At 46.2% G+C, this 12,010-nt stretch carries 11 protein-coding genes and 1 tRNA gene; 3 read left to right on the top strand and 9 right to left on the bottom strand.

Going from position 1 to position 12,010, the window contains the following annotated elements; translation table 11 throughout:
* Positions 1 to 286: 286 nt before the first annotated feature.
* The 7 genes from CVU71_07090 to CVU71_07060 all read right to left on the bottom strand — a co-directional run bounded on the left by CVU71_07090 (position 287) and on the right by CVU71_07060 (position 7,617).
* A complete protein-coding gene (locus tag CVU71_07090) occupies positions 287 to 3,010 on the bottom strand; it encodes a hypothetical protein (GenBank protein ID PKN19268.1) in 2,724 nt (907 codons plus the stop codon).
* Between the two features lie 195 nt (positions 3,011 to 3,205).
* Positions 3,206 to 3,790 carry a hypothetical protein gene (locus CVU71_07085; GenBank protein ID PKN19267.1) on the bottom strand — a complete coding sequence of 195 codons (585 nt, stop codon included), beginning with the start codon at positions 3,788 to 3,790 and terminating at the stop codon, positions 3,206 to 3,208.
* A gap of 12 nt (positions 3,791 to 3,802) precedes the next feature.
* The gene (locus CVU71_07080; protein PKN19266.1) at positions 3,803 to 4,099 is read right to left on the bottom strand and encodes a hypothetical protein; all 297 of its coding nucleotides are present in this window, start codon (positions 4,097 to 4,099) and stop codon (positions 3,803 to 3,805) included.
* A 147-nt stretch (positions 4,100 to 4,246) separates the two neighbouring features.
* Positions 4,247 to 4,468, bottom strand: coding sequence for a transcriptional regulator (locus CVU71_07075; GenBank protein ID PKN19265.1), 222 nt, complete (start codon positions 4,466 to 4,468; stop codon positions 4,247 to 4,249).
* Positions 4,469 to 4,629: 161 nt separating this feature from the next.
* Entirely contained in the window at positions 4,630 to 5,892 is a 1,263-nt protein-coding gene (locus tag CVU71_07070) for a hypothetical protein (GenBank protein PKN19264.1), read from the bottom strand.
* 238 nt (positions 5,893 to 6,130) lie between these two features.
* The gene (locus tag CVU71_07065) at positions 6,131 to 7,363 is read right to left on the bottom strand and encodes an integrase (protein ID PKN19263.1); all 1,233 of its coding nucleotides are present in this window, start codon (positions 7,361 to 7,363) and stop codon (positions 6,131 to 6,133) included.
* Between the two features lie 178 nt (positions 7,364 to 7,541).
* Positions 7,542 to 7,617: transfer RNA gene (locus CVU71_07060), tRNA-Ala, on the bottom strand.
* A 258-nt stretch (positions 7,618 to 7,875) separates the two neighbouring features.
* Here CVU71_07060 and CVU71_07055 point away from each other — a divergent pair.
* Genes CVU71_07055 through CVU71_07045 form a run of 3 tightly spaced genes read left to right on the top strand, consistent with a single transcriptional unit; the run spans position 7,876 to position 10,723 of the window.
* Positions 7,876 to 8,958: a type IV pili twitching motility protein PilT gene (locus tag CVU71_07055; GenBank protein ID PKN19262.1), complete on the top strand. Its 1,083-nt coding sequence runs from the start codon at positions 7,876 to 7,878 to the stop codon at positions 8,956 to 8,958.
* Between the two features lie 19 nt (positions 8,959 to 8,977).
* Positions 8,978 to 10,171: a twitching motility protein gene (locus CVU71_07050; GenBank protein ID PKN19261.1), complete on the top strand. Its 1,194-nt coding sequence runs from the start codon at positions 8,978 to 8,980 to the stop codon at positions 10,169 to 10,171.
* Positions 10,172 to 10,210: 39 nt separating this feature from the next.
* Positions 10,211 to 10,723, top strand: a complete 513-nt coding sequence (locus tag CVU71_07045) for a hypothetical protein (GenBank protein PKN19260.1) — start codon at positions 10,211 to 10,213, stop codon at positions 10,721 to 10,723.
* Between the two features lie 47 nt (positions 10,724 to 10,770).
* On the opposite strand, the gene CVU71_07040 is transcribed toward CVU71_07045, so the two are convergent.
* Positions 10,771 to 11,748, bottom strand: coding sequence for a hypothetical protein (locus tag CVU71_07040; protein ID PKN19259.1), 978 nt, complete (start codon positions 11,746 to 11,748; stop codon positions 10,771 to 10,773).
* Complete coding sequence (locus tag CVU71_07035) at positions 11,717 to 11,911, bottom strand: hypothetical protein (protein ID PKN19258.1); 195 nt, start codon at positions 11,909 to 11,911, stop codon at positions 11,717 to 11,719. Before CVU71_07035 ends, CVU71_07040 begins: the two co-directional genes overlap by 32 nt.
* Positions 11,912 to 12,010 lie beyond the last annotated feature (99 nt).

Genomic DNA, 12,010 nt, shown 5'->3' with positions numbered 1-12,010 from the left:
TTGCCGTCTTAATATAGTCTAAAGCGGTGGAAAGCGGATGTCATACATGCCGATCTGTACAAACAGTCTCGAATGATAACCAGTGCTTTCTTTTGAGCGATAATCGTTGATTCGGCGGGCTGTCCAATGTCGAGACTTATAGAAATGGTTGTCATAAAATTTAATTAGACACTGGCTGTCAAAAAAGTGCAGCCTTGATTATTGATTTCATCTTCAAAATAAATAGATTCGGCTATGCGCAGATTTTATATAGATTCATTCGACAAATATAACCAAGAAAAAGCGGCTATTCTGGCGGTTCAATCGTTTCCTCGATGCCCAACTTTTTGAGCGCGGCCTGTGCCTTCAGTGCGGTTTTGTAAGCTGCCAGCATGTCTTCTCGGTAGTTCGAAAATCTGTAGCGACTAGACTGTTCACTCAGTTCGCGCACCATACCTTTGTAACCTAGGCTACGAATGTCCCTATACTCCTCTATAACATTCTGGGCAACGCGGATTTTGTCTTTCTTGCGTCGTTCTCGCATATAATCGCGCATGTAATCAAGGTTCCTGGTTTGCCACAACGCCTTAGTCCCGGCGCGTCGTGCTTTGCGTTCTGTAGTAGTCAATGCTTTGCGCCCGGGACCAGGTGCCTGCATACGGGGCTTGCCATCCTTCTTGTATCCATACATTGCAGCACCGGACACCTTGTTGATAATCGTTCGCTTGCGTTCCAGTATCTCTGCCATGCGCTGGTCCAGAGTGCCGTCAGCAATGAGGTATGTGATCACCACCTGATCAACCTGACCTATTCGATGAATGCGGTCCTCAGCCTGGTCCAGTGCGCCGGGCGTCCAATCCAGTTCCACCACAAGTGCCCGCTTGGCGGCGGTCAGCGTGATTGCCGTTTGGGCGGCTTTGAGGCTGCAAATGATGAGCCTTGCCCCTGGGTCGTGCTGGAAGGTATGGATAGCTTTGCGTCGCTCACTGAGTGTCATGTCGCCCTTGATGGATAGCGGTTTTTGCCCATCCGCACCCAGCGCCGCAATCAGAGCGTCCTGCACCTCAATGTGATAGGCAAACACAACAAGTTTCTGTTTTTCGTCATTAACAATTTTGCGGATCACCTTAACTGCGGCCCGAACCTTACCTGTCCCGGCAAGCTGTCGCAGTGCGGTCAGCCGCCGGAGCGCGTCGGCGCGATCCGACTGGCTGGCAATATAGATATGATTAAGGTCGAAGAACTCGTCATCCTCATCGATTCCAAGGCACCTGGCCGCCATCTGCAACTGGGTACTTTCATCATCATTGTGTTTCTTCTTGTCAATCTTGATTACTGTCTTTAACCATTCCGAGAAATCATGCGTCGCTTTCTGGTATTCGTCGCGGTTGTGGATCTCGATCGGCAGAAAATCATGCTGCTTTGCTGGCAGATCCTTGAGCACCGCTGCTTTTTCGCGCCTGACAAACCGGCCCGTTGCGCGAATCCTATTGGCGAGTTCCCCGAGATTCTGCGCACCGGAGAAATCCCAGTACCCACCGAAATAAGCACGGCAGTGAACGGCCGCGCAGTATCGCTTGGCGAAGTACCAGAAGCCGCCGAGTTCCTGGAGCATCTCCGGTAGCAGCTTCAAGATGGTTAGCAGTTCACTTGGGCGGTTCATGACCGGTGTGCCGGTCGACGCGATGATCCTACCAATCTTGTTGTCCTTGCAAAAAGACGCGACAGCTTTGGTTCGCGCAGAATCGTGGCCCTTAAGATATTGGGCCTCATCCGCCACCAGAGTCGCGGGACGAGTGATCGCTAGGCGATCCGTCTCTTTGCCGAACATCTCATAGTTGAGAATGATGATGTGGGCCTGCTCTGGCGGCACTCCTTTATCCGCCTTCGCGATTTTGCCGCCGAGGACAGCAACCTTTCGCTGCGGCAGCCAGCTCGCCACTTCATCGCGCCAGTTCAGAAGTGCTGTGGCGGGGGCGACGACAATGGCAGGGTAGGCTTTAGTCGATTCCAAGGCGCCCAGGATCTCGATTGTCTTTCCGAGTCCTTGTTGATCAGCCAGGATGACTTGATGGTGTTTCGCAATAGATTGGATGCCGACCCACTGATGCGGCATCAGTTTGGCCGCAAAGTCGGGCGGCAAGGTCGAAACAAGCGAATCGCGGATCTCATCCGGAAGGGCCAAAGATTGCGTGCGGCTATAGTTCTCACTCTCTCGCTGGTGGAGAAGTTCGACCTGCTCTGACAGTAATTTGGCGCAACACTCGATCGCCCATGAGAGGTAGGAGTGCTCATCGAGCCCATTCAGCCAGAGCAATGCATTGCCAGCGTTCCAAGAGTTAAGGGGGATGGAAAAACTGGTGGTGTCGGGAAAGCGATAGCCAAAGGACACGTCGCTGCCGCTGGTACCGCTAGGATTGTCATCGTCAATCTCATTGATCATACCGCGCACTCGGCGGGCATTGACGCCGCTGATGATCAACTCATTGCCGTCAACCTTGACCTGCCGGACTCTCTGAAAATTATTCCATTCGGCTGTTTTGTTGAGCGTAAGACCGAATTCCTGGGCAAGAGATTCGACGTCGGCGGCGTTTTCAGAACAACAATCGGCTGACCAAATCTTTGATTCCTTGTCCCAGCGTGAGCCTATGAGGCTGCGCATAACATGGAGGACCTTCTCATTGTAGTCCGTTTTAACAAACAAGCGATTGCTTTCAACCCAGATCTCGCCTTTGATTAAGTCGCGCTTCTTGAGCCGTTCGGTTGCCTTTGGCCGACTGGACAGCAGGGTTTTTACTGCATTCAGATCAAGTTTAATGTTGCTAATCCATTGTTTTTGATACTTAACGACTAGGCCAGCCGCAGCCAGTAGCTGGCGTTCCGTCCAAGGTTCTTTTTCGACCAAAGCATGGCCCAGGATTGTGTCGCAGCCATTGAATCCAACGCCATCGGCGGTTTGAGCGTAGTCGCAACGACTGGCCAGATAATTCAATGCCCGGCGGATGTCATGAGAAAACGTATCTGATATCATGATGCATACTCCTCTTGTTTTCTGTCATTATCATTACATAATAGAAATACGACCAAGTCAAGTTAGATAATTGAATATATTGTTATATGTCCTTAACAAATAATGGACCAACCTGTTTTACGGCGGCCCACAAGCCGCTGGGCTGCGGGAATGAAGACATTGAGCATTGATCTAATATGGATATCTACATTCATTTTATTCTCCAACTTTTTTAATATTAGCAAGAAATCCTTCAGCAATCGATATTATCAAGTCTTTTGCTCCCTTTTGTGCTGCTGATAGATTTTTAACGATGATTCGGTGACCACCAAACTCATCTATTTCTACACTATACTGCAAAACATAATTCAGTAACTTCTTTTGAATTTCGTTTATAAAATGTTCCCAAATATTAAAAGAAAACTTAATACTTGCGTCATCTTCCATGCCGTACTTTGTCCGCAGTAACTCACTCATCACATCCCAGCATAAAATATTATTAGTATGGAGAAATGCATCGACCAAGTCTTCCTTGAAGGTCCAGAAGTCGATAATAAATCGGTAGGGCAGACCTCTTTTTTTTGATATGGCGTTGGCTTTCTCTATCGGGATATGGAGAGTTGTTTCGTAGAAAGGATCTTCCTTAAATACTATACCCAAGTCATCTATTATGTCATCGGGTAGTCTATTGAAGAATTCAATAGCAACTTCGTGTGCTCTTCCTGTTGTGTCCCATGTCGCTGAACTAAAAGTTATTGATCGAAAATTATTGACCGAAAAATAAGTTATTTTATCTGTCATATTTTATCCTTATTAGGTTGTTTTTAAATATTCATTTTTGAATGTTTTTTGCTTCTCATCAAAAGTGATCAGGCACTGCTCCATATATGATTTCACATCCTCCCATCGATATTTAACAGTCTTTTTCCCAACTTTGCAGTAATGAATACCCCGTCTTAAATGCCGATCATTTCGCAAGGTTGCAATAGCGATTCCTGTCATCGCCGCCACTTCTTTTTCGCTTAAGTAAATCTTTTCCAAAAGCTCACCCGTTTTTATCCCGGGGAGTTTTACTTTTGCCAATTTGTCTTGATTTGTTTTTTCCGTCATGTCACAAGACCTCCTAAAATGATTTACAATTACTATTATAAAAAAACCCGTGACCCTATTGTTTTAACAAGTGACCGCTGAACGCCGGAGTACTTTCGTCAAGTAGCAATTTGCTTGTGTCTGGCATTTAGGAAGGTTGATCATATTTCATTCCTTTGCAGTATTAGATTGATTGATCAGATCTCGAATATCTTCAACCTTCCAGACACTTATTCTTGCTGATAGTCGGTAAGGTCGAGGATAGATGCCCTTTTTAATTCCGGCATACCAAGTGGAGCGAGATACAGGAATTATAGCTGGCATTTCTTTCGTTCCCAGTATTGTATGCAACCTCAAATAACCTTCGGTAGGTAGATTTTTATGACTCACTAGTTGTTAAATCCTCCTTTGTTTTTTAATTTTGTGGGATGTTTATGGCCAACCAAAATCGCGTAAAGGAGTTTATTTAACTGTCGTTGAATAATCCAGACTAACCAATTATTGATAATTGATTTTCGGTAAGGAAGGAAAAATCTAATGTATTTTAATATTTATACTTGATGTCTTAATTTTCCAGATAAATATTTTTGTAATGAATCTTGTGTAATATCTTCATTGGTAATTCTTTTAATATATTTTTCCAGTATACGCTTTGCTAAATCTACTTTTCCCTTATCATCTCGTACGGATTTCCAAACAAAATTCATATCTGATGATTTTAATACCATACAATTGGCAGAAAATTTCTTAGCCTCGGCTTCGTATGTCGAATCTTTTACAGGATAAAATTTATCTAAAATCACCAGTATTTCAGGTATCGCTTTTTCTATAAGTTTTTTATGCTCAATCGTTAATACAAATTTCTTTTGCTTTTTATTTCCGGGACCATAATTCTTCTTATTTCTATCTATTTTAAGAAGTTCATTTGTAGCCTTTTCTATATTTATTGTAAGTTTCCTGTCCCTGTAATCATCAACCATTTGCATGTTTCTCAAAGTTGAAATAAATTTCTTATCTTTCAAACTTTCATCGGGCCATAACGATACTTGTGCTCGGGCATACAGCACTCTTCGTTCATCTACTTTCTTTAAATTATGACTTGATCTTTGCGCTTCCCATTCCTCTGCAATATCTATTAAACATCCTCTTATAAATTTTTCGCCTTTGGCTATTGTAAATAGCAATTTCTCTAATAATCTTTCTGACTCACGGATCTCTATAACTAATTTTTGCCGATTGCCATCTCGAAAATACTCTTCAACTTTCCAAACCTTATCATTCTTTTTTTCGTAGGATTCTACTCTTTGAATCCAATCTTCTAAACATCTTTTAAAAGCATCATAATTATCTTCAGTCACTGTATCTAAAAAAAAGAACGATTGCACAAGATCGAGTGTTTTTTCTTTCGTACTGAAATCTTTGAAAGCATAATTATTTCTTATAAAATGCCATGCTATTTCAATGGCATTGTTAATATCTTGCAAGTTAGGGTTTGATGAATATTCACATTCAATCACATCTTCTTCTTCGCATTTCAGGATTGCATCAGCTATAAACAATGGCACAATAATGTTATTGGTAATTACAACACTTATCCCAAAATAATTAGAGTCTGCAAAAGAGGCTCTTTTGCACTGATTAAAAATATCTTCTTCATTTATAATTATTTTTACATCTTTCTTCGCATTCCTTAGGAGTTCGTTTTGTACTTCAATTAGAAAATCATAAATTGGAAGGCACGACTCACTATAGCGATGTGCTTCAATGAGCTTGTACATTTCTAAAACTTTTTTTGGATCATTGTTCTCAACCATATAAATAAGCCCTTCATCAAAAAATTCTTTTTAATGGAATTACTTTGGTACCTGTTTTTGACCCAGATAGTTTGCAATAATGTATTTTTTTGGAACCTACAATGGTACTATAGATTCCAAAAACTGTAGTGCTCTGTTCACATTTCTACTTATTGCTCGGTTAGAAAATAAATTATCCATTTTTTTACTATCTCATCCGGCGTCATTTTACGCCATCGCTTTAGTTCTTCAGTAAACGTCATTTTGAACCTCCCTTCGGGAAGGCTATCACCTTTGCCCCGACCTTTAATCCATCTAGATAATCAGCCCATGTCTGCATCATCTTCCGGCGTTCAGGCAAGTGTTTCGTTCGATTATAGGCTCTGCCTAATACGTCAAGAACTCTATGCGCTAATTGCGCCTCAATAAGATCAACACGGACTTGCAAAACTTCATCTAATATCGTTCGCGCCATTGCCCGGAAGCCATGCGGTGTCATTTGTTCCGCAGTGTAGCCCATATTTCGGAGCGCGGCCAATATCGCATTATTGCTCATCGGTCTGCTCGATGTCCTTCCTGGAAAAACATAAACCCCGCCGCCTGTAAGTGGTTTTACTTCGTTCAGAATCTCAAGAGATTGCCTTGATAGAGGTACGATATGCGGCAACCGGAGTTTCATTTTGTGTGCTGGGATATTCCATTCGGCATTTTCAAAATCAAGTTCGCTCCACTCCATGTGGCGAAGCTCGCCCGGTCTGACAAATACAAGCGGCGATAGCCTGAGAGCACACCGCACGATAAACGAACCATGATAACCATCGATAGCCCGGAGAAGCTTGGCGACTTCCTTCGGCTCTGTGATGGCTGCCAGATGTCTTTTCTGTGCAGGTGGTATTGAACCTATTAGATCCTGCGCCAGATTGTGCCGGGCGCGTCCGGTGGCAGTGGCATATCTAAATATCATATTGCAGATACCTCTCAACCGGTGCGCCCCGTCTATCGCGCCTCGTGCTTCTGTGCGTCTTATTGCCGCCAATAACTCCGGCGCTGTAATATCCTTGATTGGCCGTTTGCCAATCCACGGGAAAAGATCAAGCTCCAGGCGCCGCATGTATTTTAGAGCGTGGCCTTCCGCCCATTTTGTTTTAAATTTGTTGTGCCATTCTCTGGCTATGACCTCGAAGGTTTCAGTTTCTTCAACCTTGGCCTGTTTCTGTGCCTTACGAACCGCGCCGGGATCAACGTTATTTGCAAGCAGCCTCCGTGCATCGTCGCGCCGTTGACGTGCATCGTAAAGGTTTACTTCGGGATATTTACCGAAGGCGAGTAATTTTTCTTTTTTCCCTTTGCCATCATTATCGAAGCGATACTTGAAGCGCCATAGCTTGCCGCCCGTTTCTGTGATGTACAGATAAAGACCTTCGCTGTCAGAAAGCTTATAAGATTTTTCTTTCGGCTTTGCGTTACGGACCTTCACTTCATTGAGTGGCATGTGATTACCTCGTTTTGGGGGTATCTTGTTTTTATGCTGGGGGTATTTTGGGTAATTGTACCCCCAAAAACGCCGGATGTTGATAAATCTTATAGCACGTAATTGGACAAAGAACAACAAAAAACCCGCTCTGGAAGCGGGTTTCGTGGACTTCTTTGGACTTTATTGGATGAGGTCTTGGTGGAGATGAGGAGGATCGAACTCCTGGCCTCGGCGTTGCGAACGCCGCGCTCTCCCAGCTGAGCTACATCCCCGACCGAAAAAACGTGGCGAGCATATAGATAGTTTGCGCAAGTGTCAAGAATTAGTTGGCGAAAGGACGAGCGCTGAAAAAACAAACCCCCCTCGCAAATCTTAATCTTGGCTTGACAAAACAGACCCGTTTTTTCTATACTCTCACCCGTGTCGGAGATCATCGGATTACCAGATATGCGATGGATTGACCGCTCGACAAAGAAATCTTGATAATAACCGTTTTTTTTAGATTAAAATAAAATACACGGGAGACAGCCATGGCAAAAATCGACGCTTTTTTCCAGTTGATGCATGAACAGGGTGCATCCGACCTCCATCTTGTTTCAGGCCAGCAGCCGGTCATCAGAATACGCGGAGACCTCGAACGCATCAAATACGATGTTCTCACCAATGAAAGTTTGAAGCTTCTTTTGTATGAAATCACGCCCGAAAATAAAATTAAGGTATTTGAAGAAACGGGGGATGTTGATTTTGCCTATGAAATACCCGGACTGGCCCGTTACCGCGCAAATTTTTTCCAGCAGAAATACGGGATCGCCGGCATCTTCCGTGAAATTCCCAGCACGATATTGACCTGTGAACAGCTGGCACTGCCCACGGTTTGTTCCAAACTGGCCCAGCTGCCGCGCGGTCTCATTCTGGTCACCGGACCGACCGGCTCCGGTAAATCGACAACGCTTGCGGCCATCATCGATGAAGCAAACCGGACCCGCAAAGACCATATTATCACGGTTGAAGATCCGATCGAATTTGTCCACCAGAGCCAGAGCTGCGTTGTCAACCACCGGGAAGTGGGTGTCCATACCAAAACATTCAGTTCGGCGCTGCGCGGCGCTTTGCGTGAAGATCCGGATATCATCCTGGTCGGCGAATTGCGCGATCTGGAGACGATCTCTCTGGCTGTTGAGGCGGCCTCCACCGGCCATCTGGTTTTCGGCACATTGCACACGACCAGCGCGCCCAAGACGGTGGACAGAATCATTGAAGTATTCCCCTCCAGTGAACAGATGCAGATCCGTTCCACTCTGGCCGATGGTTTGCGGGCAGTCATCGCTCAGGTTCTGTTTAAAAGAATTGATAAGAAAGGGCGCTGCGCCGCGATGGAAATTCTGATTGCTACTGCGGCGGTTCGCAACCTCATCCGCGAATCCAAAACTTTCCAGATTCCTTCCATGATGCAGACCGGTAAAAAATATGGCATGCAGCTCCTGGATGACGCCATTATGGATCTTGTCAATAAAGGGTGGATCAGTGGCGAAGAGGCTTACAACAAGGCCAACGATAAATCTAAATTCCGACAGCTCCTGAAAAGTCCGCCCACGGACTTTACCGAGGCATAAGACATATCGAGGTTTACTTATGAGAAAACAGGAAATTGATAATATCTTGATGAAAATGCTGGAGTCTCATCGCGGCATTTCCGATCTGAATCTGACGGTGGATAAACCTTTTCAGGTGGAAGCTTCAGGCCAGTTGACAGGTGTTGATCTGACGCCGCCCTTTACAAAATTAACGCCGTTTCAAACGGAAATTTTTGCCTTGAACCTGATTAATCAGGACCACCGTCTTCTCAATGATCTGCTGACCACAGGCTCCTGCGATTTATCCTATGAACTGCCCGGTGTTGCCCGGTTCCGCGTCAATATTTTCTCACAGCGCGGTCATTACTCGATTGTTTTAAGAAAACTGGAAACCACGATACCATCCTGCGCGGACTTGAAGCTGCCGGATGCCTATTACCGCGTCGCCGGCGAAAAAAACGGCATTGTGCTGGTAACCGGGTCCACGGGCAGTGGTAAATCCACATCGCTTGCCGCCGTGATTAACGAAATAAATGAGCAGAAATCAATCCATATTATTACACTGGAAGATCCTGTGGAATTTACGCACCGGCAGAGAAAGGCCACCATCAATCAGCGGGAGATGGGTAAGGACTTCGACAACTTTTCCAGCGGCCTGCGCGCCGCGCTCCGCCAGGCGCCCAAAGTCGTGCTGGTCGGTGAAATGCGCGACCGCGAATCCGTGGAAATCGCGCTTTCCGCCGCGGAAACCGGCCACCTTGTTTTGAGCACGCTTCACACGGTTGACGCCGGCTCTACCATCAATCGTATCCTGGGCATGTTTCCTTCGGAGGAAGAAAATCAAATCCGCATCCGTCTGGCGGATACCGTGCGTTGGATCATCTGCCAGCGCCTGTTGCCCAAGGAAGGCGGCGGACGTGTCGCTGCTTTTGAAGCCCTGGGATCCAATTTGCGGGTGAAAGATACGATTCTGCACGGGGAATCCGAAGGGAAATCATTTTACGATATTATGGAACAGAGCAAGGCCTTCGGGATGATGAGCTTTGACAGCTGCATCGTCGATCTTTATCAAAAGGGAATGATTTCCGAAGATACAGCCAAGGCTTACGCCTCCAATAAATCGAACGTCAACAGGGGTATTGACGCCATCAAGAACACCCGTGGCGAAAAAACAACGGATATCGGAAAACTGGAAGTGGACCAGGGGTACGGCAAGCCTCAGGTCAGTGTTCCGCCCTGGCAGAAAAAATAAAAATGCCTTGCCGGTAATTTAGTGCAAAGGAGATCAGTAATGTCTGCTGAAGCGACAATAGCGGCACCTGCGGGTGCAATGGATGATGCCGAAGGCCGTCCTTTTGGTTTCATGGCGCCGGAAGGCGATACGGCTATGGTTTGTGAACAGGACCCCGCCGCCCGGGAAAAAATAGTCAGCATGCTGAAAAGCAAGGGATACGCTGTTGTGGAAGCGAAGTCCTGCGGAGAGGCTATCAAATTCATGCGTTTTCAAATTTTCAACGTCATAGTCGTCAATGAAAATTTTGATACGCCGGCCGGCAATGTAAACAGCATTGTGTGGAATCTGGAAGGCCTGCCGATGGTTACCCGCAGGCAGACTTTTGTCGTGCTGATCAGCGCGGCTTTGAAAACATTGGATAATATGACGGCTTACAATAAAAGCGTCAATGTCATCATCAATAAAAGCCAGGTGGATAACATTGAGACTATCTTTAAAAAAGCCTTAGCGGAGCATGAAAGTTTTTATCATGTGTTTAATGGCATTTTACGCAAACAGCAAAAAGTTTAGCCGTTTTTCCTGACGGCGCCGGCTTGCCGCATGGTGTCTTATGCCGGTTATGTTTGCCCCAGGGCCTTACGTGCCGCTGCCAGATTCTGGCAGTAGGGAGGCAGGTTTTCGTAGTCAATGGCTTTTTGAAAAGCAGCGGCCGCCCGGCCGAATAGTTTTTCTTTCATGAAGGTATTGCCCATCCGGTTGTAGTAAGTGCCGGCGCTGCCCTGATCGAGTCTGGCGGCTGTTTCGTAGGCAAGCAGCGCTTCATCGGTCTTGCCCAGGCCAATCAGTTCATCTCCCAGGCAACAGTAATATAGCGGTTGAGACGGGTTGGCGGCAGTGCATTTTTCCAGCAGTCTTTTAGCCTCGGCGTGGCGTCCGTCTCTGGCAAACAAATCGGCTATCTTGAAATAATAACGGTCAACCTGCTCCGGATCAATTTTACCCGCCTGCAAATAAGCGGTTTCACTCTCCTCTGCGCGTCCGGCGGCAAAGAGAGCCTCGCCCAGGCGGCACCAGAAAGCAGGATTGTCTTCTTCCAGCGACGCGAGTTTTTTAAAAACGTCGCAGGCCTTATCGCTCCGGCCGGCCAGAAAATAGGCTGTTCCCAGTTCTTCCAGCAGCCCGACATCCTGCGTCTGAACGCTCACGGCTTTTTCGCAAAGAGCGACCAGTTTTTCATTTTGACGTTCCTGCTTGTAGATCCGCACCAGCTCATCATAGGCGAACCCGGTGAAGACTTTGCGTTGAAGTTCCCGATCCAGCAGCATTTCCCAGTAGGAAATGGCGCATGCTTTATCTCCGTTATCCCAGGACGCCCAGGCCAGACGAAGCAGCACGGATTCTTCCCGGGGATAAATTCCGTGAATGTTTTCGAGAAGGGCGATGGCTTCCCCGTACTTCCCCTGTTTCAACAGATCGTCGGCTGTGTCGAGCTTTTGAATAATTTTGTCGTCTTGAATCATAATGTCAAAAAAAAAGGGGGGAGAATCTTCTCCCCCCTTTTCATTAATGGCAACTGCAGGAACCGCAACCGTCACCTTCGGCCAGGTTGGCTGTCAATTTAAAACCTGCCCCCTGAGGCGTCGTAATGAAATCAATGTTGATCGGTTTAACCTGGTTGAATAGATCTTTTTCAATGATGAATTTCGTTCCTTTTTCATCAATCACTTCATCTTCATTCTTAGGCTCGTCCAGAGCCATACCCAAAGCGGGCCCGGATCACCCCATTGACATGGTTATGCGAATCGCCGCATCAGCATTTTTGTCCTTGAGAAAGTCCTTAATGACTTCCAAGGCCTT

It is taken from the genome of Deltaproteobacteria bacterium HGW-Deltaproteobacteria-6 (assembly GCA_002840435.1).
Lineage (GTDB): Bacteria > Desulfobacterota > Syntrophia > Syntrophales > Smithellaceae > UBA8904.
The sequence above is the reverse complement of the archived record's forward strand: the minus strand, read 5'-3'. Positions and strand labels throughout refer to the sequence as shown.